Annotated in this window: 22 protein-coding genes; 12 read left to right on the plus strand and 10 right to left on the minus strand. The window is 65.2% G+C overall.

Annotation, left to right across the window (positions count from 1 at the left end):
• Positions 1 to 4 precede the first annotated feature (4 nt).
• Positions 5 to 1,627 (plus strand): FAD-dependent monooxygenase, encoded by a 1,623-nt coding sequence (locus QCE69_RS15955; protein WP_309931783.1) that lies wholly within the window; start codon positions 5 to 7, stop codon positions 1,625 to 1,627.
• A 4-nt stretch (positions 1,628 to 1,631) separates the two neighbouring features.
• Here the strand turns inward: QCE69_RS15955 and QCE69_RS15960 are convergent, their stop codons facing one another.
• The gene (locus QCE69_RS15960) at positions 1,632 to 2,450 is read right to left on the minus strand and encodes a methyltransferase domain-containing protein (RefSeq protein WP_309931785.1); all 819 of its coding nucleotides are present in this window, start codon (positions 2,448 to 2,450) and stop codon (positions 1,632 to 1,634) included.
• A gap of 177 nt (positions 2,451 to 2,627) precedes the next feature.
• On the opposite strand from QCE69_RS15960, the gene QCE69_RS15965 reads away from it, so the two are divergent.
• Positions 2,628 to 3,374 (plus strand): glucose 1-dehydrogenase, encoded by a 747-nt coding sequence (locus QCE69_RS15965; RefSeq protein WP_309920153.1) that lies wholly within the window; start codon positions 2,628 to 2,630, stop codon positions 3,372 to 3,374.
• Here QCE69_RS15965 and QCE69_RS15970 read toward each other — a convergent pair.
• Together QCE69_RS15970 and QCE69_RS15975 are read right to left on the minus strand one after the other, a co-directional pair.
• On the minus strand, positions 3,371 to 4,843 hold the full coding sequence (locus QCE69_RS15970) for an MmgE/PrpD family protein (protein ID WP_309931787.1): 1,473 nt from the start codon (positions 4,841 to 4,843) through the stop codon (positions 3,371 to 3,373). The genes QCE69_RS15965 and QCE69_RS15970 overlap by 4 nt on opposite strands.
• 29 nt (positions 4,844 to 4,872) lie before the next feature.
• On the minus strand, positions 4,873 to 6,363 hold the full coding sequence (locus tag QCE69_RS15975) for an MmgE/PrpD family protein (protein ID WP_309931789.1): 1,491 nt from the start codon (positions 6,361 to 6,363) through the stop codon (positions 4,873 to 4,875).
• Between the two features lie 130 nt (positions 6,364 to 6,493).
• Between QCE69_RS15975 and QCE69_RS15980 the strand changes: the two genes are divergently transcribed.
• Entirely contained in the window at positions 6,494 to 7,159 is a 666-nt protein-coding gene (locus QCE69_RS15980; protein WP_309931790.1) for a GntR family transcriptional regulator, read from the plus strand.
• Between the two features lie 206 nt (positions 7,160 to 7,365).
• A complete protein-coding gene (gene acnB / locus QCE69_RS15985; RefSeq protein WP_309931792.1) occupies positions 7,366 to 9,951 on the plus strand; it encodes a bifunctional aconitate hydratase 2/2-methylisocitrate dehydratase in 2,586 nt (861 codons plus the stop codon).
• Positions 9,952 to 10,044: 93 nt separating this feature from the next.
• Here acnB and QCE69_RS15990 read toward each other — a convergent pair whose 3' ends face one another.
• Complete coding sequence (locus tag QCE69_RS15990; protein ID WP_309811983.1) at positions 10,045 to 10,443, minus strand: FKBP-type peptidyl-prolyl cis-trans isomerase; 399 nt, start codon at positions 10,441 to 10,443, stop codon at positions 10,045 to 10,047.
• 156 nt (positions 10,444 to 10,599) lie between these two features.
• On the opposite strand from QCE69_RS15990, the gene QCE69_RS15995 reads away from it, so the two are divergent.
• Positions 10,600 to 11,787, plus strand: a complete 1,188-nt coding sequence (locus QCE69_RS15995) for an AAA family ATPase (RefSeq protein ID WP_309931795.1) — start codon at positions 10,600 to 10,602, stop codon at positions 11,785 to 11,787.
• A 5-nt stretch (positions 11,788 to 11,792) separates the two neighbouring features.
• Here the strand turns inward: QCE69_RS15995 and QCE69_RS16000 are convergent, their stop codons facing one another.
• The 6 genes from QCE69_RS16000 to QCE69_RS16025 form a co-directional block, all read right to left on the minus strand.
• On the minus strand, positions 11,793 to 12,599 hold the full coding sequence (locus QCE69_RS16000; RefSeq protein ID WP_309920177.1) for an alpha/beta hydrolase: 807 nt from the start codon (positions 12,597 to 12,599) through the stop codon (positions 11,793 to 11,795).
• 23 nt (positions 12,600 to 12,622) lie between these two features.
• Entirely contained in the window at positions 12,623 to 14,350 is a 1,728-nt protein-coding gene (locus tag QCE69_RS16005; protein ID WP_309920179.1) for an FAD-dependent monooxygenase, read from the minus strand.
• A gap of 42 nt (positions 14,351 to 14,392) precedes the next feature.
• Positions 14,393 to 15,532: an aromatic ring-hydroxylating dioxygenase subunit alpha gene (locus tag QCE69_RS16010; protein WP_309931797.1), complete on the minus strand. Its 1,140-nt coding sequence runs from the start codon at positions 15,530 to 15,532 to the stop codon at positions 14,393 to 14,395.
• A gap of 67 nt (positions 15,533 to 15,599) precedes the next feature.
• Positions 15,600 to 16,346 (minus strand): isochorismatase family protein, encoded by a 747-nt coding sequence (locus tag QCE69_RS16015; protein WP_309931799.1) that lies wholly within the window; start codon positions 16,344 to 16,346, stop codon positions 15,600 to 15,602.
• Between the two features lie 36 nt (positions 16,347 to 16,382).
• Positions 16,383 to 17,432, minus strand: a complete 1,050-nt coding sequence (locus QCE69_RS16020; protein ID WP_309920189.1) for a 2,5-dihydroxypyridine 5,6-dioxygenase — start codon at positions 17,430 to 17,432, stop codon at positions 16,383 to 16,385.
• Positions 17,429 to 18,286 (minus strand): IclR family transcriptional regulator, encoded by an 858-nt coding sequence (locus QCE69_RS16025; protein WP_309920192.1) that lies wholly within the window; start codon positions 18,284 to 18,286, stop codon positions 17,429 to 17,431. Before QCE69_RS16025 ends, QCE69_RS16020 begins: the two co-directional genes overlap by 4 nt.
• Before the next feature lie 307 nt (positions 18,287 to 18,593).
• Here QCE69_RS16025 and QCE69_RS16030 point away from each other — a divergent pair, with 307 nt between their 5' ends.
• The 7 genes from QCE69_RS16030 to QCE69_RS16060 all read left to right on the plus strand — a co-directional run bounded on the left by QCE69_RS16030 (position 18,594) and on the right by QCE69_RS16060 (position 25,097).
• Complete coding sequence (locus QCE69_RS16030) at positions 18,594 to 19,691, plus strand: extracellular solute-binding protein (RefSeq protein ID WP_309920195.1); 1,098 nt, start codon at positions 18,594 to 18,596, stop codon at positions 19,689 to 19,691.
• Positions 19,692 to 19,786: 95 nt separating this feature from the next.
• Positions 19,787 to 20,905, plus strand: coding sequence for an ABC transporter ATP-binding protein (locus QCE69_RS16035; protein ID WP_309931801.1), 1,119 nt, complete (start codon positions 19,787 to 19,789; stop codon positions 20,903 to 20,905).
• Positions 20,902 to 21,855, plus strand: a complete 954-nt coding sequence (locus QCE69_RS16040; protein WP_309920198.1) for an ABC transporter permease — start codon at positions 20,902 to 20,904, stop codon at positions 21,853 to 21,855. Before QCE69_RS16035 ends, QCE69_RS16040 begins: the two co-directional genes overlap by 4 nt.
• Positions 21,852 to 22,718, plus strand: a complete 867-nt coding sequence (locus QCE69_RS16045; protein WP_309931802.1) for an ABC transporter permease — start codon at positions 21,852 to 21,854, stop codon at positions 22,716 to 22,718. Before QCE69_RS16040 ends, QCE69_RS16045 begins: the two co-directional genes overlap by 4 nt.
• A 52-nt stretch (positions 22,719 to 22,770) precedes the next feature.
• On the plus strand, positions 22,771 to 23,094 hold the full coding sequence (locus QCE69_RS16050) for a non-heme iron oxygenase ferredoxin subunit (RefSeq protein ID WP_309920204.1): 324 nt from the start codon (positions 22,771 to 22,773) through the stop codon (positions 23,092 to 23,094).
• Positions 23,091 to 24,353 carry an FAD-dependent oxidoreductase gene (locus tag QCE69_RS16055; RefSeq protein WP_309931805.1) on the plus strand — a complete coding sequence of 421 codons (1,263 nt, stop codon included), beginning with the start codon at positions 23,091 to 23,093 and terminating at the stop codon, positions 24,351 to 24,353. Before QCE69_RS16050 ends, QCE69_RS16055 begins: the two co-directional genes overlap by 4 nt.
• Before the next feature lie 111 nt (positions 24,354 to 24,464).
• Positions 24,465 to 25,097, plus strand: a complete 633-nt coding sequence (locus QCE69_RS16060) for a LysE family translocator (RefSeq protein WP_309811988.1) — start codon at positions 24,465 to 24,467, stop codon at positions 25,095 to 25,097.
• Positions 25,098 to 25,102 lie beyond the last annotated feature (5 nt).

A 25,102-nucleotide genomic window follows, 5' to 3' on the forward strand; every position in this document is an offset into this window, starting at 1 on the left:
CATCATGAACGATACGACCGATGTGTTGATAGCCGGCGCCGGCCCCGTTGGCCTGCTGCTCGCCGCGGAACTGAAGCGCGACGGGCTGGATGTGTGCCTGATCGATGCGCACGAAACGCGTGCATTCTTCGTCAAGGCGCTGGGCGTGACAGCGCGCACGCTGGAAATCTTCGAAGACCTGGGCATCGCGCGCGATGCGATCGACACGGGCGTCTGGCTCACGGGCGCCGAGACCTTCCAGGACGGCGATCCCGTGTTCAGCGCGCAGTTTCCGCGCGAAGGCATGCCCTACGGCGCACTTTCGCTGGCGCAGTTCGAAACCGAGCGCCTGCTGGAGACGGCGCTCGCGGTGCATGGCGGGCACGTCGACTATGGTGCGACGCTGGTGGACTTCACCGACTCGGGCGACGCCGTCGATGCCCGCGTGCAGATGGCGGACGGCGAGATCCGCACGGTTCGCTGCCGCTGGCTGGTGGGTTGCGACGGCGCGCGCAGCAGCGTGCGGCATCAGTTGAACGTGCCTTTCGAAGGCGATCAATACCCGCAGACCTTCATGCTCGCCGATGTCGACGTGGACTGGAATCTGCCGCGTGGACCGATGTACCGCTTCAATCTCTCCGGCAAGGTTCAGGGCACGGAAGAAGGCGCCGCGCCCCAATCCACCACGCTTGCCGCGTTGCCGGTGCGCGGGTCGAAGCGCCGCTATCGCCTGTCGATGGTGCTGCTTCCCGACGATGCCGCGCTGCACGCGTTGAACTCGGCGCCCGGGTTCGATGAAGTCGAGCGCATCATGCTGCCGATCCTGCCGCGCAACACGCGCTTGTCGTCGATGCGCTGGTCGTCGGTGTATCGCGTGAGTCATCGCATTGCACAGCACTATGCGCGGGGCCGCGTCTTCCTTGCCGGCGATGCCGCGCATATCCATCCGCCGGTCGGTGGGCAGGGCATGAACACGGGCTTGCAGGATGCGCACAATCTCGCCTGGAAGATCGGCCTGACGGCGCGCGGGATGGCTGGCCCGAAACTGCTCGACAGTTATGAAGCGGAACGGCGGCCCGTCGGGCTCGATGTGGTCGAGTCGACGAGCCGCGCCATGCATACCGTGCTCGCGCATGGCGAGATGCGGCCCGGCATGCGCGAGACGCAGTTGCTGGTGGGCTATCGCGGCAGTCCCGCTGTCGTCGACGAATGCCGGGACATGGCATCCGAACTGCCCGCGCCCGGCGACCGCGTGCCGCAAGTGGGCGGTCTGGCGCAGGCGTTCGTCGGCCAGGTGCAGCGTTTGCAGGATCACATCGGGCGTGGCCGGCATACGCTGCTCGGCTATATCGACGATGACGAGGATGGCGCGCGCGGCGCCGCGTTCGATGAAGCCGTCGATGCATGGCGCGCCGCGCTCGGCCTCACGGGCGGCGTGGTGCTGATCATGTCCCCTTCGATCATGAACGGCGCGAACGAACGTTATCGCACGCTGAGCGATTTCCAGGGCGAGTTCGCGGCGCAGTTCGGCGCGCGCAACGGCATGGTGTGGGCGGTGCGGCCCGATGGTCATCTGGGCTACCGCAGCGCGTCTTGCGATGGGCAGGCGCTCATCGCATGGCTCACGCGGGTGCTGGATCGCGCGTGAGGCTTCAGCGGCGCACGACGATCATGTGCGCCTGCATCTTCGCGTGCACGGGTCCGGTGCCGAAGCGATCCGCGATTGCAGCTTCGCAGACGGCCGTGGCTTCGTCGAGCGTCGCGCCTTTGCGTGCTTCTATCTCATTGCGCAAAGGCGTTCCCTGGCAGTACGCGACGGCGACGGCCCGCGCGGATGGCGCATGACTTTGCGCGGTTACCGTTTCGATGCGCGATGTTGCATCGAAGCCTGCGCGGGCGAGGTCCGTCGAGATCGTGTGCGCATCGAAATAGCCGTGCGGCGTGCGTTTCATGAACAGCGGCGGATCATCGGGGAACACGTGGCCGAGCGCGGTGGTGATCGTATCGGCGAAAGCATTTTCTTCGATGCAATCCCACACGTTGAACAACAGCGTCCCGCCCGGCCGCAGCACGCGACGCGCCTCCGCGAAGGCAGCCGGCTTGTCGGGAAAGAACATCGCGCCGAACTGGCAGGCGACGACATCGAAGCCTGCATCGGCGAACGGCAGGATTTGCGCATCAGCCTGTTGCCACGTGACGTTCGCGGGCGTCCCTGCTGCGTCTGCGTGGTCGAGCATGGCCTGGCTCAGGTCCGTCGCGACGATGGCAACCTGCGGACGCAGCCTGCGCGACATCGCACGCGTCAATGCGCCGGTTCCCGCAGCGGTTTCCAGTACCCGCGATGGATCAAGTGCGGCGATACGGCGGACGAGGTCGTCGGCGTAATGCGCGAAGAGCATCGGCACGAGTAATTGTTCATACAGCCCGGCGATCGGTCCAGCGAAGTTCGCATCGCTTCGAAGCATGCTCATGCGGTCTGCCTCCATGGCGCCGGTTCATTATTCGCGTTTGCCTGCATGTCAATTCACTTTAGTCCGCTTTATCGGTGGTGACAGCCCAACTACATTGTCACCATGGCAGGGCCGACCCAGCGAAACAACAAAGCAGCCGGTCCTCTACCGTCCAGTCAACTTTTCAGGGAAGACATCATGAGCAAACTTGCAGGCAAGGTCGCGGTGGTCACGGGTGCATCGAAGGGCATCGGAGCAGGCATCGCCAAGGCGCTCGCAGCCGAAGGCGCGGCGGTGGTCGTCAACTATGCCAGCAGCAAGGAAGGCGCCGATGCCGTCGTCGCCGCGATCACCGCGGCGAACGGCCGTGCGGTTGCAGTGGGCGGAGATGTATCGAAGGCGGCGGATGCGCAAGGCATCGTGAACGCGGCAATCGAAACCTACGGCCGCCTCGATATTCTCGTGAACAATTCCGGCGTCTATGAATTCGCGGCGCTGGAAGAGATCACCGAAGAGCACTTCCACAAGCAGTTCAATGTCAACGTGCTGGGCACGCTGCTGACCGCGCAGGCCGCCGTCAAGCATATGGGCGAAGGCGCGAGCATCGTCAATGTGAGTTCGGTCGTGAGCCGCATCACGCCGGCGACTACTGCCGTTTATAGCGGCACCAAAGGCGCTGTGGATGCCATCACCGGTTCGCTGGCGCGCGAACTCGGTCCGAGGAAGATCCGTGTGAACTCGATCAATCCGGGCGTCGTGGTGACGGAAGGCACGCATACGGCGGGCGTCATCGGTTCGGAATTCGAAACGGCGGCGCTGGCGCAAACGCCGCTCGGCAGGGTTGGGCGGCCGGATGATATTGCGGCCGTTGCGGTGTTTCTTGCGTCGGACGATGCGCGGTGGTTGACGGGTGAGAGTCTGATTGCGAGTGGCGGGATGCGCTAACGCCTCACCGCCCCCACCGCAATATCCCCCGCATTCTCCAGCGCCTCGACATGCCAGCACGTGTCGATCAGCTTCCGCGTCTGATCCGCCGGCAGAATACCGTCGGCGAGATCGGAGAATTTCTTCTCCAGCTGCTGATCGCTCATCGGCACCTCCGTACTGCCGATCGCATGCTCGATGAACTTGTGCAGCTTGCGGCCATCCTTCAGCGTGATGGTCATGTCCACCTGTTCCGGCTTGATCGAAGGATCGACGATCGTATTCACCTTCTCGCGTAGCGCGACGGTCTGCGGATCGCGCACCTTGGCGTCGCTGAACTGCTTCTCGCCGGCGGCGCCGTCGATGATCGCGATCGCCACCGCGTGATAGATGCTGAACTTGCCTTCGAGGCCGATCTGCGGCGTCTTCTTGCCCGTCAGTTCGATGACGAGCGGATGCACGCGCAAGTCGATGCGCTCGATCTGATCGGCGCTGAGATGGTTCTGGTCGCGCAGCTGGATGGCGGCGTCCAGCGCCGGGTGAATCACGATGCCGCACGCAAACGGCTTGTACGTGTTGAGCGTGGACTCGTAATGCGTGCCGAGCCCGTCGGTGATCTCGCGGTAATCCTGCTTGGTGCTGATCGTGTTCGCCCAGCCGCGCTTCGCCTCGATCATGCCGTCCGAGCTCGTGTAGTCCTTGCTCGCCAGGATCGCCGCGAACATGCCGTTGGCAGCGGCGCGGCCGGGATTGAAGCTCTTGTTCATCGACCCGAACGACTCGCGCAAGCCGACCGGCTGCGACGCCGCCAGTCCCAGCGCCCAGACCGTCTGTTGTACGCTGAGGCCCATGAGCTTCGACATCGCCGCCGCCGAACCGAACACGCCGCAGGTACCGGTGATGTGCCAGCCGACATCGTAATGATTCGGGTACACCGCATTGCCGATGCGCAACTCGGTCTCCACGCCCAGCACCAGCGCATTGAGGAAGTCCTTGCCCAACACGGGTTGGTATTGCGCATACGCGAGAATCGCGGACACCACCGGACCGGCCGGATGAATGATGGTCTTCAGGTGCGTGTCGTCGTAATCGAAGATATGACTGCTGACGCCATTGATGAACGCCGCGTTCATGATGTCGAAGCGCTCCGTGCGTCCAAGCAGGTTCGCTTGCGGCGGCCCCGAGAAAGGCGTGAGCGCGGCCACGGCGCGATCGACTGTCGTGTCGTGCGAACCGCCCACCGCCACGCCGACCCAGTTCATCAGCGTGCGCACGCCTTCGCGGCGCACCGGTGCGGGCAGGTCTTCGTAGCGCGTCTTGCCGATGAATTCGGCAAGGATGCGCGTGACCTTCGGCGGGCGCGCATTCGTGGCGCCGGGCTGCGATGCCGCACTGTTGCCTTGCGCCAGCGCGCTCGTGCCCACGGTGGCGGACGCGAGTGCGCCCGCCGCGCCGGTCTTCAGGAAGTAGCGCCGGTCGATGTTGGCCATGTGTTCGTCTCCTTGTAGTGTGTCGGGCGTCAGGCGGTAAGCAGCGGGCGCAGTTCGCGCACATCCCTGAGCGTTTCCAGATGCTCGATCTTCTCGATGAGCGCGGCCGTGCGCGCGGCGCCCAGCACGGGCGCCATCAGGTCGCGCGCCTTGGCCGCGACCGCTTCGCTCGACAGCGGGTTCTCCTTCGTGCCGGGTGCAAAGCGCGTGAAGTGCTCGACCGTGCGGCCATCCGTCAGCGTGACCTGCACTTTCGCACCGCGCGGCGCGGCGGGATCGTGCAACGCGGGGTCCGGCTGCACCGTCACTTTCGCGCGTTCCTTGAGAATGGCGGGATCGCGCATCAGGGCGACATCGTGGCTGTCGCGGAACGACACCGCGCCCTTCACCAGCGCGAGCGCCACGAGATGCTGGCAGTTGACGTCGGGCATCGCGCTATCGCCGACGATGCCTTCCGCATCCGGCGGAATCCGCACGACGATGCGGCTCACGTTGTCCGGCGTCAGGCCGTATTGCTTGCGCAGGGCGAGCAGCGCGTCGAGCGGAGACTGGATCGGATAACCCACCGAGTACGTCTTGATCGCCGTCTCGGTCACGTAGAAACGCGAGCCGAGCCCGTCGATCATCGCGTGCGGATCAGGCTGAGTGGAAAGCGCGATGAACAGGTTGTGCGTGCCGTCGAGCACGTCGCGCACGCCCGTCATGCCGGACTGCACCATGCTCACCGCCATGACGCCGTTGCGCGCGCCCATGCCGGCGAAGTCGAAGGCTTTCTCGATGTGGTCCTTGTCCTTGACCCAGCTCCACAGTCCCGACACCTGCTGTGCCGAATAGGAGATCGCATAGCGCATCGCGGTTTCGTCGAGACCCGCAAGGGCGGACGCCGCGCCGAGCGCGCCGAAGGTCGAGGCCGTGCCTTCCGCGCTGCGATGCGAGCCGCGCACGAGATCGGGACCGAGCGCCATCAGCAGGCGGCAGGCGAGGTCATAGCCGAGCGTGACCGCGCGGATCATCGTTTCGCCGCTTTGCGCGCCGTGCTCGGCCATGGCCAGCGCCGACGGCACCACCGAACTTCCGGGATGCGCCTTCGTCACCGGTTCGAAGTCGTCGGTTTCATCGGAATGGGCGCACATGGCGTTGGCCAGCGCCGCATTGACGATGCTCGTGCGCGCGTGCGTGCCGATGACCGTCGCCTGCGGCGCGCCGCCGAGCGTGCCGACGTATTTCGCCGCGAGCATGCCGGGGCGCATACGCGATCCGGAGACCATCGCGCCGAAGGTGTCCAGAATCCGGTGCTTGCAGGCGAGGACGACGGGAGCGGGGAGCGGCATCGTGCGGGCCTGCGCCATGTAGCGCGCGAGTTGCGCGGTGATGTGCTCGCTGTCTGCGCCGGTGCTCGCTGCTTCGCTCGCGCTTTCGTCCGCAGCGAAGACGAGGCGCGAACCGCCCAGCGATAGCGCGGCGAGTGCGCCGGCGGATTGCAACAGCCTGCGACGTTGAGGCCGATGGCGCTCGGACATGCATTGTCTCCTCGTAGTGGAAATTCTTCCAAGTGTCGACAGATGGAGTATCTGATACCGAACTCCATCGCGGCGAAGGTAGAATTATTGGCGTCTTATTGCACCTTACCAGACATCCGAAATGATCGTCATGAGCGAAAGTGTCGACACATTCAATCCCGCAACCGCAGAGATCATCGACTGGGTCGCGCGCGGGATCATCGAAGGGCGGCTCGCACCCGGCGACGATCTGAACTCCGTCGAACTCGCACGGCGCTTTGAGGTCAGCCGCACGCCGGTGCGCGAAGCGCTGTTCGTCCTGAGCCGCGAAGGACTGGTTGACTGGCCGCCGCGCAAGCGTCCGAGGGTCTCGGCCATCAGGATCGAAGACGCGCGCGAGCTGTATCAGCTGCGCGCGCTGCTGTACGCGCAGATCTCGCTGGGCGTGGTCGAGCGGGCGACGCCGCAGGACATCGAGCGGCTCTGGCACGCGCATCGGCACCTTGCCGAGGCCGCCGCGCGCGGCGACGTCGATGCCTACTTCTGGGCTAACGTCGCGTTCCGCGATGAAGAGTTGCGCGTGTGCGGCAACGGCATCTTCAAGGAGGTGCTGGAATCCATGCGCATGCGTATCAACAGACTGCGCCGCCTGAGTACGTCGCTGCCCGGACGCCTGCAACGCTCGTGCTCCGATCATCAACGCCTGTGCGAAGCCTATGAGGAACGCGACGGCGTGCTGGCGGCGGCACTGAACCGTTCCATCGTGACGAGTGCGTTGCAGGCGATCGAAGCTTCGTGGCCGTCGGCTTCGGCGTGAGCGCGGGGCGCCAGTCAGGCATGCCGTCGAACCATGAAAACCGACGGTCGCAACAGGCTTTGAGCCTGAGTCTTGTATAAGACATAAGACATAAGATAATTGACGCGACACGGTCAAAACGCTAAAATTGCGCTCGAAGCAATGCCGGGAGCAGCCTCGGCGCGACTGGAAAGTCGTCCTTTGAAACGCAAACGAACGGTCCCCTCATGCTTGAAAATTTTCGCGCTCATGTCGCCGAACGCGCCGCGCTCGGCATTCCGCCTCTGCCCCTGACTGCTCAGCAGACCGCCGAGCTGGTGGAGTTGCTGACCAATCCGCCCGCAGGCGAAGAGCAGATCCTGCTCGACCTCATCACGAACCGCGTGCCGGCCGGCGTGGACGAGGCTGCACGCGTCAAGGCGGGCTTCCTGGCCGCCGTGGCCAAGGGCGAAACCGCCTGCCCGCTGATCTCGCGCCAGCGCGCCACCGAACTGCTCGGCACGATGCTGGGCGGCTACAACATCGCGCCGCTGATCGAACTGCTCTCTGACGCCGAAGTGGCCGCCGTCGCCGCGGACGCGCTGAAGAAAACCCTGCTGATGTTCGACCAGTTCCACGACGTCAAGGAACTCGCAGACAAGGGCAACGCCCACGCGCGCGCCGTGCTGCAGAGCTGGGCGGACGCCGAATGGTTCACGAGCCGTCCGGAAGTGCCTGACAGCCTGACCGTGACCGTCTTCAAGGTGACGGGCGAAACCAACACGGACGACCTGTCGCCGGCGCCGGACGCCACCACGCGCCCGGACATTCCGCTGCACGCGCTGGCCATGCTGAAGAACGCGCGTCCCGGCATCACGCCGGAAGAAGACGGCAAGCGCGGCCCGGTGCGCTTCATCGAGTCGCTGAAGGAGAAGGGCCACCTGGTCGCCTATGTGGGCGACGTCGTCGGCACGGGTTCCTCGCGCAAGTCGGCCACCAACTCGGTGCTGTGGTTCACGGGCGAAGACATTCCCTTCATCCCGAACAAGCGTTTCGGCGGCGTGTGCCTCGGCTCGAAAATCGCGCCGATCTTCTACAACACGATGGAAGACGCGGGCGCGCTGCCCATCGAACTCGATGTGTCGCAGATGGAAATGGGCGACGTCGTCGAGCTGCGTCCGTACGAAGGCAAGGCGCTGAAGAACGGCGCGGTCATCGCGGAATTCCAGGTCAAGTCGGAAGTGTTGTTCGACGAAGTGCGCGCCGGCGGCCGCATTCCGCTGATCATCGGCCGCGGGCTGACGGCCAAGGCGCGTGAAGCGCTGGGCCTGGCGCCGTCGGACCTGTTCCGTCTGCCGCAACAGCCGGCCGGCACGGCCAAGGGCTTCTCGCTGGCGCAGAAGATGGTCGGCCGCGCCTGCGGCCTGCCGGAAGGCCAGGGCATGCGTCCGGGCACGTACTGCGAACCCAAGATGACCTCGGTCGGCTCGCAGGACACCACGGGCCCCATGACCCGCGACGAACTGAAGGACCTGGCGTGCCTCGGCTTCTCGGCCGATCTGGTGATGCAGTCGTTCTGCCACACCGCCGCGTATCCGAAGCCGGTCGACGTCAAGACGCACCAGACCCTGCCGAACTTCATCAGCAACCGTGGCGGCATCGCGCTGCGTCCCGGCGACGGCGTGATCCACTCGTGGCTGAACCGCATGCTGCTGCCCGACACCGTCGGCACCGGCGGCGACTCGCACACGCGTTTCCCCATCGGCATCAGCTTCCCGGCGGGTTCGGGACTGGTGGCCTTCGCGGCCGCTACCGGCACCATGCCGCTGGACATGCCGGAATCGGTGCTGGTGCGCTTCAGGGGCAAGATGCAGCCGGGCGTCACGCTGCGTGACCTCGTCAATGCCATTCCGCTGTACGCCATCAAGCAGGGCATGCTGACGGTCGCCAAGCAAGGCAAGAAGAACATCTTCTCGGGCCGCATCCTCGAAATCGAAGGGCTGCCGGATCTGAAGGTGGAGCAGGCGTTCGAACTGTCGGATGCCTCGGCCGAGCGTTCGGCGGCAGGCTGCTCGGTGCACCTGAACAAGGAACCGATCATCGAATACCTCAACAGCAACATCACGCTGCTGAAGTGGATGATCACCGAGGGCTACCAGGACCCGCGCAGTCTCCAGCGCCGCATCAAGGCGATGGAAGAATGGCTCGCCAATCCGCAATTGCTCGCGCCGGATGCGGACGCCGAGTACGCGGCGGTCATCGAGATCGATCTGGCCGACGTGCATGAGCCCATCGTGGCCTGCCCGAACGACCCGGACGACGTGAAGACGCTGTCGGATGTTGCCGGTGCGAAGATCGACGAAGTGTTCATTGGTTCGTGCATGACGAATATCGGCCACTTCCGTGCGGCGTCGAAGCTGCTGGAAGGCAAGCGCGACATTCCGGTCAAGCTGTGGGTCGCGCCGCCGACCAAGATGGACCAGAAGCAGCTGACCGAAGAAGGCCATTACGGCGTGTTCGGCACGGCCGGGGCGCGTACCGAAATGCCGGGCTGCTCGCTGTGCATGGGCAACCAGGCGCAGGTGCGCGAGGGCGCCACGGTCATGTCCACGTCCACGCGTAACTTCCCGAACCGTCTGGGCAAGAACACGAACGTGTATCTCGGCTCGGCGGAACTGGCGGCCATCTGCTCGCGTCTGGGCCGGATTCCGACCAAGGACGAGTACATGGGCGATATCGGCGTGATCAACGCCAATGGCGACAAGATCTATCAGTACCTGAACTTCGACCGCATCGACGACTTCAAGCAAGTGGCCGACACCGTGACGATGTAATTCGCTGACGCGCCACGGCGCGAAAGAAAGGGCGCCGCAGGATGAACTCCTGCGGCGCCCTTTCTTATTGCGCGATGGTTACTGCGCGATGGCTTACTGACCGATACCGAGCAGTTCGATTTCGAAGGTCAGATCGCTGTTCGGCGGAATGGGGCCAACGCCCTGGCTGCCGTAGGCGGTGGCGGACGGGCAGGTCAGCTTGGCCTTGCCGCCCACTTTCATTTTCTGTACGCCTTGCGTCCAGCACGGAATCACGCGGCCGAGCGGAAAGGTGGCGGGGCCGCCGTGTTTCGCGGAACTGTCAAATTCGGTGCCGTCGGCGAGTGTGCCGCGATAGTTGACGCGGACGACGTCGCTGGCCGTCGGCTGTGCGCCGGTGCCTTGCTTCAGGTGCTCGACCACGACGCCGGAGGGCAGCTTTTCGGTGGTGTTGGCGGCGAACGCGGTGCTCGACAGGGCCAGGGCAGTGCTCAGGGCGACAAGAATTTTCATGCGCGGATCCTCGTGGAATGGTCCGGCGATTATATCGGGCTGGCCTTGCGGGGTTGAGGAGGGCACTTTCTTTGACAGCGAAGAGGCGCGGGCGGCCTTTAACCAAAATTATTTGGATGGGGTAATTATCCCAAGTAAATAATTTTCATAATTGCCATGGCCTACCACCGCACGGAGCTGGCTGAAGAAATGGTTTGGCAGATCTTTCATCCCCGAGCGCTCGATCCGCACTTCGGGGCCGGCGTGTTTCTGTCCGGGCCGCGGCGCATCGGCAAGACGACTTTCATCCGGCAGGATCTGATGCCGGCGCTGCAGCGTCAGGACGCCATCGTCATGTATGCCGATTTGTGGAGTCAGGTACAGGCCGATCCTGCGGATCTGGTCACGGGCGCCATGGAACAAACCTTGGCGGACCTGCAGACGCCGGCATCCGACCTGTTCGGCCGAATTTCCCGGCAGCTCAAGCGTGTTTCAGAAATCGACATAGGGGGCGCCGGCTTCGAATTCGGCTTCAGGCTGGATCAGTTGGGCAAGAAAACCGGACCGACTCTGGCGGACGTGTTCACTGAGGTCGTGGAGAAAACACGTGCCGATGTCGTATTGATCATCGACGAAATTCAGCACGCAATGGGCAGCGTCGCCGGCAACGAACTGCTGCTGGCCCTGAAGGCGGCCCGGGACGCGGTCAATCTGGAGCCCGGCATGCCCGGGCGGCTCTTCATCATCGGCACCGGGTCGCACCGGGCGCAGGTGCAGGAAATGATGATGCGCGGCAATCAGGCGTTTCAGGGTGCATGGTCGCAGGCGTTCCCGCTGCTGGGCCAGGACTACGTGATGCATGTGCTGGACCTGACGCGTGAGCAGCTCGGCGAACGCTTGACCACATTGCCTGCTGCGGTCAACGCCTTCCAGCAGCTGGGCAGCCGGCCGGAAGAATTGTTGAAGGCTCTGATTGCTCTGCGCGACAGCCCCTCCGACCTCGCGCCCGACGCCCAGTTGCCGATCATCGTGCAGGCGTTGCGCCATGCCGCGGCCGATGCCGAGATCTCGCGAGCCGAGAGCCTGGGCGATCTTGCCACGACCCTGTTCAATCGAATCTGCCTGAGCGACGGACCCACCGGCGGGTTCTATTCCTCTGAAACCAATCAGGCGCTCACTGTTGAGATTGGCATGCCGGTCTCGCAGAGTGCGATCCAGAACGCACTACTGGCGCTCACCGATGCGAATCTGGTGATGTCGACGGGCAAAGGACGTTACGACGCCACCGATCCGTTCGTGAAAATCGCCTGGCGCGAGTCGCGCGGGCTGGCTTCGGCGTTGGGTCTCGACAGCGCCGCCGGATGACACCTTCAGTCCGTGCCCAGAAATTCGAGCACGCATGACGTGAACCCGCGGGCATCGTCGAATGGAATCATGTGTCCGGCATGCGGGAAGCGCGCCACCTTGAGATCCAGCACCTGATCCTCGATCTCGAGCAGCTCTTCCTCGCGAATCACGTCGCCCCTTCCCGCGACCATCAGCAGCGTCTGCGCCTGAATACGCGGCAGGTCGGCATGGAAATCGTCGTCCTGGAAGCTCGCGTAACTCGCGGCGATCGCGGTTTCATCGCACGTATGTAGCCATTCGGCGCGGCGCCGCAGTTGCGCATCCGACCACGTCGGGTAGGTCTTGCGCATGGCCTCGTGATCGAGACCGCCGCATTGCGCTTCGCGAATCGCATCCAGATAGAACGGCAGCGACTTCACATACGGCCGGCGCCCCGGTCCGCTGACCGGCGGATCGGCGAGAATCAGCCGCTCCAGCGCGCCCGGAGCGCTGGCTGCAAGACGAGCCGCGACGCGCGCGCCGAGCGAATGTCCCAGCACGTGAAAGCGCGTGAAGCGCATGGCGCCGGCGAACGCGGCGACATCGGCCGCATAGACCGCCGTGCCGTGCTCGAGATGCGGACCCGCTTCAGACAGGCCGCGTCCGCGCACGTCGAGGATGTAAGTATCAAACTGTTCGCCCAGCGCCTCGCCGACGAAATCCCAAGTGGCTGCCGGACTCGTGATGCCGGGCACGATAACGAGCGCCGGCCCGCGTCCGCCGAAGCGGAGGTAATGCTGGCGGATGCCGTTCGCGCTGACATGCGCGCCGTACTGGAAGGTGCTGGACATGGGCGTCGCCGGTGGCGTGTGAGTCATGCCGCGGCCTGGGCCTGCGCCACGCAGCGTGCACCGCGCACGGTGTCGAGCAGTTCGTCCGGTGCGTCGAGCGCGTCGCCGCGCCACGCCACGTGACCGTCCGGACGCACCAGCACGAAACGCCTCTCGTACAGCGCCGCAATATCCGGGCGGTCGAGTTGCACCACCGAAAGCGGCATGCCGCGCTCGCTCGCCGCCCGTTCGAGCGCCTGCGTGGACGGCGCATCGCCGGCGAACGACAGCAGGGTGAATCCCTCGCCGAACAGGTCGAGCGTGGAGCGGCCGTCGTCGAGCCAGGCGTGCGGCGCGCGCGAGCCAGGCCGCGCGTTCTGGATATATACCATCGGTTCGTCGGGCACGGGCTCGGTGCCGTCGCCGATGACAATCGGCGAGCGGTCATAGCGATACCCCATCGAGGTCCCCGCGATCTCCCATTCCGCGAGCATCGCGTCCTTGAGCGTCGCGCCGACATGCCGGCGCGCGGCTTCCCCTTCCGGCGTTTCGTCGAGCACGGCGCTGTAGTCGAGCTTGAGCATCCACGGCTTGAAGAGATCGGCGGCGGCCTTGACGAAGCGGGTCATGACCGGCTTGCGCTCGCATTCGTAGGTATCGAGCAGCGCCTCGCCCCCCCAGCCTTTCAGCACGGCTTCCAGTTTCCAGCCGAGATCGACGGAATCGCCGATGCACGTGTTCATGCCGAAGCCGCCCGTCGGCGACATCGCGTGCGCCGCATCGCCGGCGATGAACACGCGCCCCGCGCGCACCTTTGACGACACCACTTCGCGGCGCCGCCACGGCGACATTGCGCGGACCTTGAACGGAATGGTGTCGTCGCCGAAGCAGCGGCGCACGAGCGCGTCCGTGTCGAGATTGGCGAGATCGAGCTTCTGCGCCGAACCCGAGAGCGACAGCCGCCATTCCGTATGGCCGTCCACCACGGTCAGATTGCCCCACACGCCTTCCGGCCCGATCATCATGTAGCGCTCGGCGGCGCCCATCTTGTGCTTGTCCTGCAGGTGCTCGGCGTCGACCAGCAGGCTCATCGTGTAGTTCAGGACCGGCGTGCCTTCGAGCGGAATCTCCAGCGCGTTGCGGATACCGCTGTCCACGCCGTCGCACGCCACCATGTACTTCGCGCGGATCTCGAGCGTCTCCACACCGGATTGCGGCGGCTCCGCCCGTTCGCCGATGAACACACGGTCGATGTTCTCGCCCGTGAACTGATGCCGCTTGCCGCCCGGCAGGCGGTCGACGAACGCGCGCACGCCCTGGCCGTCATCAAAGAAACTGGCGAGCCGCAGACTGCGCATCAGCGTGACGGAAGGAAAGCGTGCGAGCGCTTTTTCAAGAACTGGATCAAGCAGTTTCTGCGGGCAGCGATGCCGGTCCTGCGGCGTGAAGTCGGGCGCTTCCCGGCCGCCGAGCGGCGCATAGGGCTCGCGCGCCAGTTCGTGTCCGGCGAGGCTCGTACAGTAAACGATGTCGAGCGCATAGTCCTGCGGGAAGCCCGCGCGCGCGACATCCTCGACAATGCCCCAGCGGCGGAAGAACTCCATCGTGCGCGAACTTAGTCCGGATGCGCGCGGGAGGACCACGTCGGCGGACGGCTGCTGGTCGATCAGCAGACAGTCGATGCCGCGCCAGCCGAGGTCGAGCGCGAGAGAAAGACCAGCGGGACCGGCGCCGACGATCAGCACCGAAGTTTCGATAACGGGACGGCTCACTTGAGAGGTTCCTTGAGGCAGACGTGCGGTGGACATGACGGCTCAGCGTTCGATTGCGTCGAGATAGGCTTTCATCAGGTGATGCACGGCGACTTCCATCGACGACATCGGACCCGGCTCGTAGAAGGGCGATTTCATGGCGTTCTGCAACGAAACCACCATCGACGCATCTTCCGCCACGAGCTTCGCGACGAAGGCCTTGTATTCGGCGAGATTGGCTTCGAAATCGGGCTGCTCGAACGCGACCGGCGGGAACATCAGGTAGATGTCGAGCCGCGTGCGTTCGGCGTCGATGGGCCACACCTGCCACAGCCGCAGGCTGTCGCTGCGCATGGAGAGCGTCACGTTCGGGAACAGGCCGCCGCGCGAGGAGGTGTCGTCCGGCAGGCCTTCGAGCCAGGGCAATGTGGGGAAGAGACTCTTGCCCGTCTTCGAGTGGGAACGGGCCTTCTGGTCGTAGGACCAGCTGCCGCGCGCATGCAGCTTCACATCGAGGTTGCGGTAGTCGTTGAAACGCCCGAATGTGCCGGTATGCAGCACCGGAACGTGATAGATGTCGACCAGATTCTCGACCAGCAGCTTCCAGTTGCAGGCCACTTCGATCTGCATCTTCTCGGCCATCCGGCATTCGTCGGTGCGGAACCAAGGCGTGTTCTCCGCGAATTCGCCGATGAATTCCTCGAACGGCATCGGCTCGCGGTTGAAGCTCATGAAGATCCAGCCCCGCCAGGTGCGCACTTCGAGCGTCTTGAGGCGCTTGCCGGCGATGTCGAGCGGCGTCTTGCCCATGCCTGGCGCGACCAGCAGCTTGCCTTCGAGATCGTAAAGCCAGGCGTGATACGGGCAACTGAAGTCGCGCGCATTGCCGCGGCCTTCCGCGATCGCGACGCCGCGATGCAGGCACATGTTCATGAACGCGCTGATCTCGCCCGACGTATTGCGCGTCAGCACATACGGTTCATCGCAGATGCTGGCGGTGAGGTAATCGCCCACGTTCGGCAGTTCTTCCTCGCGGCCCACGCACAGCCAGGTGTCGAGGAAGATCTTCTGCTTTTCAAGGGCGAGCACGTCAGTCTTGGCGTAGACCTCGCCGGGCAGATGACGCGCGGCGGCGAGCTGCTCGCGGGTCCGGGCGAAGCGGTCTTGCAGGTCGATGAATTGCAGCGGCACATTGGCGTTCATGGGGATCTCCGGAATACCGTCTGGCGCGGGCGTTCGCCCCGCGCGCCGAATGGGTCTGACAAAGCCTTCACACGCCGCGCTGCGCGAGCGCGTTCGCCTCGCTCAGCAACGCGAGCGCATGGTCCGTATCGACGACGTCCGCATACTTCTTGTGCATGTCGAACAGGTTCACGGCGTGCGAGATGCGCGAGCGGTCGAAGACGCACTCGTGCGGCACCACCACCTTGAAGCCGAGCGACGACGCATCGACCACCGAGGCCCGCACGCAACCGCTCGTCGTGCCGCCGGTGACGAACAGCGTGTCGATGCGCTGGTCGATCAGATAGCTCGTCAACGCGGTGCCGAAGAAGGCGCTCGCGTGGTACTTGGGAATGCGCAGTTCGGCCGCCGCCGGGGCCACTTCCTCGACGAAGTCATAGCCGCGCCGGTCGATATCCATGATGCCGGGCACCTTGTCGCCGAAGCGTCCGGCGTCGTGGACGCCCTTCGGCGCGACGTGCGGGAAGATCACCGGGAAGCGGTTGCGGCGGAACGCGGCCAGCAGACGCACCATGTGCGGCACGCACGACCAGGCGTATTCGCCGCAGCTCGTCGGATATTCGGCGATGGCGTCGAGCAGCGGGCGCGGCGTCTCGCCGAAGGAGCGGTATTGCATGTCGATGACAAGCAGCGCCGGACGCTGGCCGGTGCCGCTGCGGCCGTCGAAGCCGGCGGCGTCGAACGCAGCGAGATCCGCGTCGGGAATCACACCGTCCCAAGGATGCAGCGTGCGGTGCGCCGGTTCGTCGTCGAACGTCTGCATGACTGAATTCATGGTGCGATTCCTTTGTTTTGAACGTGCTTGGTTGCGTCAGGCGCGGACGGTATCCGGCGCGGTTTCGATCACTTGTCCGTCGATCACCACCGGCACGCCGTCGATCTGCACGCTGCAGCCGGACATCGGAATGTCCAGATGGCAGGGCGTGTGGCGCGTGCCGCCCGCTTCCGCGTTTGGTCCGGTGGAGAACATGAAATTGCCGGCGTAGGAACGGGCGTCCATGCCGTTGGTTTGGCGCTTGTCGTACATGCCGAGCATGGTCCAGTGCGCGCGGTCGAGCAGGCCCCAACCCAGATGCGAGACCGCGTAGCCGTCGGGATCGTTGAAGGAGGCGATGTAATCGCGCAGGTAGCGGGCGTCGAGGCCGCCTTCGATGCCCGTCACGAAGCCGTTCTCGATGGTGAGGCGGATGGGCGTGCGCACGTAGTCCTTGAACGGCAGGATGGTGTCGCCTTCGTCGAGCACGACGATGCCGTTGCTCGACGCCTCGTCCGGCCAGCGCGCGATGAACGCGCTCGGCGCGTGATCCCAGCGGCCGGGTTCGTCGGCGAAACCGTACTGGACCAGCGGCGGATACTCGCCGAAGCGCGCGCTGAAGCGCGTGCCGGCCGCCGACGTGACGTCCAGCCGGCGCGCCGCGCGCATGCGCGTTTCGGCGCGCTTGACGCGCAGCCGGTCCGTCTCCGTGGGCAGCAGGCGCATGAAGATCTCGGGCGGTTCCTTGACGAGGATGATGCGCGCGCCGGACTCGAGAATCTCTTCCTGTTCGGAGCCGCGATACATGCCCATCAAATCGACGATGAGATCCGTGCGCTTCATCGCCTCGATGGCGAGCCGGTTGCCGGACAGCGCGGTGGGTCCGTAGTGCGCGGTGCTGTCGCCGCCCACCTTGACCGCCACGGACGCGCCCAGTTCCACGCTCATCATCGGATTGCCCAGCCGGGCGAGCGCGAAGCGCGCCGCCGCGTGATGTTCCGGGTCCGTGATGTCGCCGATCAGGATCAGCACGCTCTCTTCGGACTTGAGCTTGCACAGCGCGAAGAGCTGGGTCCAGGCGTCGACCAGCCGGGTGGAAAGACTCATCGTGCATATCTCCGGTACATGTCGGCGGCCTGCGCCGCGACGATCGCGCCGATCTCCTCTTCGCGTTCCAGCACGCGCGCATTGGGCGCGGCGACGACGAACGCATAGTCTTCGGCGCCGAAGCGGAAGCCCGCCGCGATCGAGGTGGTTTCCGCCTGATACTCATTGACCGCCACGTGCCAGCCGCGCGCCGAGCCGATCTCTACCGCGTTCGCGATGTCCTGCGGATCCACCAGCGTCTGGTCCGAGAAGCGCCGCCGCTCGAGCCGCTGGATCAGCTCGCCGCGCGTTTCCGCCGACATCAGCGCGAGCAGCGCGCGGCCCGACGCGCCGCTGTGGATCGGCTTCAGCTGGCCGGGACGCGCGCTGTAGCGCAGCGCGCGCGACGGCTCCACCACTTCGAGATACAGCACTTCGAGCCCTTCGCGCTTGGCGAGGATGGCGGTTTCGTCGGTCTCCTCGCAGATGCGCGCGAGGAACGGCCGCGCAGCGGCGAGGATGGGGTCGTGGCCGGTGATGGCCTGACCAAGGTCGAGACAGCGCCGCGTCGGGTAATACCCGTCGTCACGGCCGAGCCAGTACAGATAGCCTTCCTGGCGCAAGGTTTCGAGCAGCGCCAGCAGGCTCGACTTCGGCCACTCCAGCTGACGCGCGATCTGCGCCAGCGTGGCGGGGCGCCGCGTGGTCGCGAAGAATTCGAGGATGGTCAGCACCCGCAATGCGCTCTTCACGCCCGCACCGCGGCCCGGCTCTGCCGCACTGTCGGCGGCCTTGGCCCGGGTGTCCTCGCTGGCGCGCGACGCTGCGGGGTCAGCGGCGTCGATGGGCGTGGCCTGATACGGAATCTTGCTCAAGTCATCTCCTTGGTAAATTCGTTCACATATGTGAATGAACGTTCCGTGTTATCAATCTATTCAAACAAATTTGGATTGTCAAACAATCCGTGCGTTCCTGTCCATTCTTCTCGCAAACCTTTATAACGCCTCATCCTGCGCGAGAACAGATTATTGAAAAGTTTGTGTTTTGAATTTTTTGGATGTACATAATTGGAAATGGACGTTCACATAGATGAACGTTTGTGCGATCTGAGGACACCGCGTCCGAAGACGCCCTGACAAGTTCTCACTACTTTTCACGCGCGCAGCGAAGGGGAGAAAGCCGATGGATGCGACGGGTTCGTTCAGCAAAGGTAGAAGAAGTCTGCTCAAGACCGCGCTGGCGGGCGCGGCGTCGTCGCTGCTGCCGGCTTTCACGCCGTCGGCGCGCGCCGCGGAACAGCTCGACGGAGCGTTCAAGGTCGGCACTTACGGCGGATCGTGGCGCGACAACCTCGACAAGTTCGTCGGCCAGCCTGTGGCGGCGCGCGGCGCGAATGTCGGCTATGTGATCGATTCGCCGACCGGCAATCTCGCCAAGCTGATCGCGGCACGCGGCCGCGCCCGTCCGTTCGACGCGATGGAAGGCGCGCCGGAACTCGTCAACCGGATGGTCAGCGCGGGTCTTATCGAAAAGATCGATGCCGCCAACGTGCCCAACATGAAGCCGCTGCCGGCCATCGCCGTGAAGCCGTACGCGGTGACCACCTTCGCGCTGCTCGACGTGGTGGTCTACAACGCCGACAAGTTCAAGGAAGCGGGCATCGCACCGCCCACGCATTACTCGGATCTGGCCAATCCGAAGCTCGCGGGCCGCGTGGCCTTCCCGGACGTCGATCACACCGAGCACCTCGGCGCGATCGTCGGCCTGGCCTATGACGCGGGCGGCGACGAATCTTCCATCGCGCGCGCCATTCCGCTCGTCAACAAGATCAAGCCCGCCTACTACTTCGCGGCCTCCACCGAACTGGCGACGCGCTTCGGCTCCGGCGAGATCTGGGCCGCGCCATGGTCGGCGGCGTGGGCGCTGCGCCTGAAGCGCTCCGGCCTGCCGATCGCCGTGTCCTACATGCAGTTCGGCGACACGATGCGCGGCTGTATCTGGCCGAACCTGTACCACATCGTCAAGGGCACGGCCAACACGGCCGCAGCCGAGGCCTTCCTGAACCAGTACCTCGCGCCCGACACGCAGTTCAGCTTCGGCATGGCCGTCGGCGATCTGCCGATGAACCCGCAGGCGCGCGAGCGGATGTCGAAGGAAGCGTCGGTGAAGGACATCCTCAAGTTCTCGGACGCCGACATCAACGCGATGAAGGAAGTCGATTACTCGAAGATCGATCTGGCCGCCTGGCACGACCGCTGGGCACGCGACATCACGCGCTAGGGCTTATCCGGCGTATGTAGTACGTCCTGAGTGTTTGGCGTCTGAACTTCGGCCCGGATCATCCGCCGGGCCGCGATGAAAGTCGGAGCAGAAGCATGGCGAACGTTTCGTTGCAGCGTGTGTGCAAGAGCTATTCATCCGGGCCGGTCGTGTCGGACGTGGACATTTCCATCGCGGAGGGCGAGTTCCTCGTGCTGCTCGGTCCGTCCGGCTGCGGCAAGACGACGACCCTCCGCATGATCGCCGGTTTCGTCGAACCGACCTCGGGCGAAATTCGCATCGATGGTCAGGACGTTACCTGGATGCCGCCTCGCAAGCGCGATGTCGGCATGGTGTTCCAGGACTATTCACTGTTCCCGAACATGACGGTATCGAAGAACGTCGCGTTCGGGCTCGAGCAGCGCAAGGTGCCCTCGCGCGAGATTGCGCGGCGCGTCGGCGAATGTCTCGACATGATCCGGCTGCCCGATCTGGCGCAGCGTTATCCGGACGAACTCTCGGGCGGCCAGAAGCAGCGTGTCGCGCTGGCCCGCGCGCTCGCCACGCGTCCGCGCGTGCTCCTGATGGACGAGCCGCTCGGCGCGCTCGACCTGAAGCTGCGCGAGGCGATGCAGGCGGAACTGGCGCGCCTGCAACGCGAACTGGGCATCACCACGGTCATGGTGACGCACGATCAGCAGGAAGCGATGAGCCTGGCGGATCGCATCGTCGTGATGAGCGGCGGCCGCGTGCAGCAGACCGGCACGCCCGAGGACATCTACTTGCGGCCGGCGAATCCGTTCGTGGCGGGGTTCATCGGCAAGGTCAACTTGATAGAGGGCACGGTCATGCATGTGGCGGGGGACGGCTGCATGATCGATGTCGGCGGTGCACGGATTGCCGCGGCGCGGCACGGGGACATGGTTCTGGGTGCGCGCGTCGCGCTCGCGCTGCGTCCGGAGACCTTGCGCGCGCTGCCGCCCGATGCGCCGCCCACGGGCAACCGTCTCGATGGCGTGGTGACGCAGCGGCGCTTCCTGGGCAACGCGGTGCATTATCACGTCGATCTCGGCGCGGGCGGGGAAATTGTCGTGGAGCGGAGCGGGGATGAGATTCTCGCGCAGGTCGGCGAAAGGATCGGGCTTGCGTGGCCGCCCGGACAGGAGCGCTGCTTCGCCCTCGACGCGCGCCCGCATGATCCAGCGCATGTTTCAGCACAAGGCGCGCGCGCATGAACGCCGTCGACTCGCCGCCGAACGCCGAGCGCCGCGCACCGCTTACGCCGCCTCCGCCCATGAGTGCCGAGACCGCAACGCGCGGACGGCCCGCCGGATTGTCGCGCGCGTCCGGCTGGTCGACGCTGCTGTGGCCGCCGCTCGTGATCGCCACGCTCCTGCTGGTCGTGCCGCAGGCCTTCTATGTCTGGCTGAGCTTCCATCGCGATCTCGGCATGGGGCAGACCGGGACCGCGTTCACGTTCGGCAATTACGCGCGCGTGCTCACCGATGTCTTCTACCTGAAGACCATCTGGGTGACCTTCTATCTTTCAGTGATGGGTACGGTCGTGGGCCTGCTGCTCGCGCTGCCGTGCGCGTATCTTCTCGCGCGCATGAAGGCGCGCTGGGCTTCGCATCTGCTGGCGCTGCTGCTGATGGCGTCGTTCATCACGCTGGTCGTGAAGGTGCTGGGCCTGTCGCTGCTGATCAACCGCGAAGGGCTGATCAACGCGGCGCTGCGCGGTATCGGCCTGATCGACGAGCCCTTGCAGCTGACGAGCAACGGCGTGGGCGTGGTGATCGGGCTCGTGCAGTACACGCTGCCGCTGCTCGTGATGATCCTGCTGAGCGTGATCCAGACGATTCCCGAAAGCCTCGAGGAAGCCGCCGAGATCCACGGTGCGAGCTGGCTCGGCACGCTGCGCCGCGTGGTCCTGCCGATCGCCGCGCCGGGCATCATCAACGGCGCGCTGATCACGTTCAACATGAACATGGGCGCCTTCACGTCCGCGGTCCTGCTGGGCGGCGGCAAGGTGCTGACCTTGCCGTTGCTGATCCAGCAGAAGATCGTGCAGGACGTGAGCTACGGCACCGGCGCGACGCTGTCGACCATCCTGCTCGTCTTCGTGCTGGCGTTGAACGCTGCGTTCGCCTTCTTCTTCCGTGCCCGCCGCAGGGAGCCGCGATGAACCTGTCCATGCCTCTTCCGCTCGCGCGGCTGGCCGACCGTCACTGGCGCACGTCGCGTCGCGTCGTCCTGACCACGATCACCGCGCTCGTCTACGCGTTCATGCTCGCGCCGATCCTGGCCGTGGCCATTGCGTCGTTCGACGGCAGCCAGACGTTCTATTTTCGCTTCCCGCCGCAGCAGTTCTCGCTGCACTGGTACCGGCATCTGCCCGTCAAGTATCTGCATTCGTTGCAGACGAGCCTGATCGTGGGCCTGAGCGCGGCGCTCATCTCGACGGTCATCGGCAGCATGGCGGCGCTCGGCATCGTGCGCGGCACGTATCGCGGCAAGGGCGCGTTGCAGAGCTTCTTCCGGCTGCCGCTGCAAGTGCCTTCGGTCGTCACGGGCGTGGTGTTCCTGCAGTTCTATTACCGTCTGTCCGACAGCGGCGTGAATCTCATCGATACGCTCACCGGCCTCATCATCGCGCATGTGTTCCTCACGATTCCCTACGCGGTGGGCACGGTCGCCGCCGTGCTGACGCGCCTGAATCCTGCGCTGGAAGAGGCGGCGCAGAGCCTGGGCGCGACCCGCTGGACCATCTTCTGGCGCGTGGTCTTTCCGGCGATGAAACCCGGCGTGGTGGCGGGCTTCTTCTATGCCTTCATCGTGTCCTTCGGCGACGTGCCGGTCACCGTTTTTCTCGCGAGCGACGGCAACGTGACGTTCCCGGTCCAGGTCTTCCAGTCGTTGCAGTTCGATTTCGAGCCGGTGATCCTGGCGCTTTCGACGCTCGTCGTGGTGCTGTCGGCGGCCGGCATCCTGGTGATGCAGCGCTGGATTGGATTGAGCTTGCTGGTGCCGTCGGCGGGCAGGCGCTGAAGCACAAGCTGAAACACGCGGACATGAATAACGTCTCACGCGAGGTGAATGGATGGAGCAAGGCTTTGTATACGCGGTGAATGCCGCCGACGTACCGGACGACGAACCGCTTGGCGTGGAGATCGACGGCCGGCAGGTGGCGATCTACCGCATCGACGAGGAATACTTCGCGACGGAGAACGTCTGCCCACATCAATACGCGCTGATGAGCGAGGGCTATCTCGAGGACGGCTGCATCGAGTGTCCGCTGCATCAGGCGCGTTTCGACGTGCGCACCGGCGCGGCGCAATGCGGCCCGGTCGATCGCGGACTGCGCGTGTATCGGGTGGCGCTGGAGGCGGGCGCGGTGCTGGTCGAACTCGGCGACGCGGCATGAACGCGCTGGCGCATGTCGTGATCGTCGGCGCCGGGCAGGCGGGCGCGCGGTGCGCGCATGCGCTGCGCGAGTTCGGCTACGACGGCGCGGTATCGCTGGTGGGCGACGAGCCCGACGCGCCCTATGAACGCCCGCCGCTCTCCAAGGCGATGCTCGGCGCGCACGCCGGCGCCACGCGCGTACACCTCTACGAAGCCGCTCGTTACGACGACGCGCGGATCGACCTGCTGCTCGGCACGCGCGCGCTGCGGCTGCGTGCGGATGAACACGCCATCGATCTCGACGACGGCCGCACGCTCCGCTATGACCGCTGCATTCTCGCGACCGGTGGCCGCGCGCGCCCGTGGCCGGGACGCATCCGCGGCGACGGCGCCCGTTTGCTCACGTTGCGCAGCCTCGCGCATGCACGCGTGCTGCGCGAACGCCTGCAACAGGCGCGCTCGCTGATCGTGATCGGCGGCGGCTTTCTCGGGCTCGAATGTGCCGACGCCGCACGTGCGCAGGGCATCGACGTCACGGTGATCGAATCGCGCCATTCGTTGTTGCCCGACAAGCTGCCCGCCGCGCTCTCCGCGCAATTGCTGAAGCGTCATGAGGCGCGCGGCATCCGCTTTCGCTTCGGCGGGCAGATCAAGCAGATCGTCGACGAACCGGGAAAGCCGTTGCGCGTCTCACTGCGTGACGGCGAGACCTGTGACGCGGATCTTTGCCTGATCGCCATTGGCCAGTTGCCGAACGTCGAACTCGCGGCGCAGGCGGGGCTCGTCACTGATACGGGCATCGCGGTGGACCGGCTTTGCCGCACGTCGGCGCCGCACGTGTATGCGGCTGGCGATTGCGTGAGCTTTCCGTTTGGCGAGACCGGGCGGCGCGTGCGCGTCGAGTCCTGGCAGAACGCCGAGCAGCAGAGCCGCGCGGCGGCGGCCAACGCGCTCGGTATCGAGACGCCTTATACGCTGCTGCCGTGGTTCTGGACCGATCAGGCCGACTGGAACATGCAGTTTCTGGGACTGGAAGATCCGCTCGCGCCGGACATGCGCTGGATCGTGCGCGATGGCTCGACGCAGAACAGCGCTCGCGCGGTGTGGATCGGACTGCGGGATGCGCGCCCAGTGGCGGCGGTCGCGCTCAATAGCGGGGGCGACGTGACGCCCTTGCGCAAGCTGCTGGCGTCCGGCGCGCCGGTGGAGGAAGCCGCGCTCGCGGACACGGGCCAGCGGCTCGGCAAGCTGGTGCAGGAACTCATTTCACGGACTTGAAGCGCTGAAACCCGTGGGCAAGTGTATCGAAGGCACGCACAGCATGTGTCCCTGTCCCGCCACCTCCTGGCACGGGACAATGTTCCACCCGTCCCACCGGAGCCCGCCCTCATGCCCCAGACATCCCACCTCATCGCCTTCGCGCTGGTCGCGCTCGGCATGGCCCTGACGCCCGGGCCCAACATGGTCTACCTGATTTCCCGCTCCATCTGCCAGGGCCGCACGGCCGGCCTGATCTCGCTCGGCGGCGTCGCGCTGGGCTTCGTGTTCTACATGCTGTGCGCGGCCTTCGGCATCACCGCGCTGCTGATCGCCATTCCGTTCGCCTATGACGCGCTGCGCTTCGGCGGCGCGCTGTATCTGCTCTGGCTCGCGTGGCAAGCCGTGAAGCCTGGCGGCCGCTCGCCGTTCCAGGTGCGCGATCTGCCCGTCGACAGCCCGCGCAAGCTCTTCACGATGGGCTTCGTGACCAACCTGTTGAATCCGAAGATTGCCGTGCTGTATCTGTCGCTGCTGCCGCAGTTCATCGATCCGCAACACGGCAGCGTGCTCGCGCAATCGATGATGCTCGGCCTCGTGCAGATCGCGCTGAGCATCGCGGTGAATGCGTCGGTGGCGATGACCGCGGGCTCCATCGCCGTGTTTCTCGCGCGCAAGCCTGCGTGGCTGCTCATCCAGCGCTGGCTGATGGGCACCGTGCTCGCGGGCCTCGCGCTCAGAATGGCGACCGAAGCCCGCCGTTAAAGCCG

The organism is Caballeronia sp. LZ032 (genome assembly GCF_031451315.1).
Classification (GTDB): Bacteria; Pseudomonadota; Gammaproteobacteria; order Burkholderiales; family Burkholderiaceae; genus Caballeronia.

Bases quoted from the DNA above. Each gene is read 5' to 3' on its own strand.
- QCE69_RS15955 (WP_309931783.1), top strand. From the start codon at position 5: ATGAACGATACGACCGATGTGTTGATAGCCGGCGCCGGCCCCGTTGGC.
- QCE69_RS15960 (WP_309931785.1), bottom strand. From the start codon at position 2,450: ATGAGCATGCTTCGAAGCGATGCGAACTTCGCTGGACCGATCGCCGGG.
- QCE69_RS15965 (WP_309920153.1), top strand. From the start codon at position 2,628: ATGAGCAAACTTGCAGGCAAGGTCGCGGTGGTCACGGGTGCATCGAAG.
- QCE69_RS15970 (WP_309931787.1), bottom strand. From the start codon at position 4,843: ATGGCCAACATCGACCGGCGCTACTTCCTGAAGACCGGCGCGGCGGGC.
- QCE69_RS15975 (WP_309931789.1), bottom strand. From the start codon at position 6,363: ATGTCCGAGCGCCATCGGCCTCAACGTCGCAGGCTGTTGCAATCCGCC.
- QCE69_RS15980 (WP_309931790.1), top strand. From the start codon at position 6,494: ATGAGCGAAAGTGTCGACACATTCAATCCCGCAACCGCAGAGATCATC.
- acnB (WP_309931792.1), top strand. From the start codon at position 7,366: ATGCTTGAAAATTTTCGCGCTCATGTCGCCGAACGCGCCGCGCTCGGC.
- QCE69_RS15990 (WP_309811983.1), bottom strand. From the start codon at position 10,443: ATGAAAATTCTTGTCGCCCTGAGCACTGCCCTGGCCCTGTCGAGCACC.
- QCE69_RS15995 (WP_309931795.1), top strand. From the start codon at position 10,600: ATGGCCTACCACCGCACGGAGCTGGCTGAAGAAATGGTTTGGCAGATC.
- QCE69_RS16000 (WP_309920177.1), bottom strand. From the start codon at position 12,599: ATGTCCAGCACCTTCCAGTACGGCGCGCATGTCAGCGCGAACGGCATC.
- QCE69_RS16010 (WP_309931797.1), bottom strand. From the start codon at position 15,532: ATGAACGCCAATGTGCCGCTGCAATTCATCGACCTGCAAGACCGCTTC.
- QCE69_RS16015 (WP_309931799.1), bottom strand. From the start codon at position 16,346: ATGAATTCAGTCATGCAGACGTTCGACGACGAACCGGCGCACCGCACG.
- QCE69_RS16020 (WP_309920189.1), bottom strand. From the start codon at position 17,432: ATGAGTCTTTCCACCCGGCTGGTCGACGCCTGGACCCAGCTCTTCGCG.
- QCE69_RS16030 (WP_309920195.1), top strand. From the start codon at position 18,594: ATGGATGCGACGGGTTCGTTCAGCAAAGGTAGAAGAAGTCTGCTCAAG.
- QCE69_RS16035 (WP_309931801.1), top strand. From the start codon at position 19,787: ATGGCGAACGTTTCGTTGCAGCGTGTGTGCAAGAGCTATTCATCCGGG.
- QCE69_RS16040 (WP_309920198.1), top strand. From the start codon at position 20,902: ATGAACGCCGTCGACTCGCCGCCGAACGCCGAGCGCCGCGCACCGCTT.
- QCE69_RS16045 (WP_309931802.1), top strand. From the start codon at position 21,852: ATGAACCTGTCCATGCCTCTTCCGCTCGCGCGGCTGGCCGACCGTCAC.
- QCE69_RS16050 (WP_309920204.1), top strand. From the start codon at position 22,771: ATGGAGCAAGGCTTTGTATACGCGGTGAATGCCGCCGACGTACCGGAC.
- QCE69_RS16055 (WP_309931805.1), top strand. From the start codon at position 23,091: ATGAACGCGCTGGCGCATGTCGTGATCGTCGGCGCCGGGCAGGCGGGC.
- QCE69_RS16060 (WP_309811988.1), top strand. From the start codon at position 24,465: ATGCCCCAGACATCCCACCTCATCGCCTTCGCGCTGGTCGCGCTCGGC.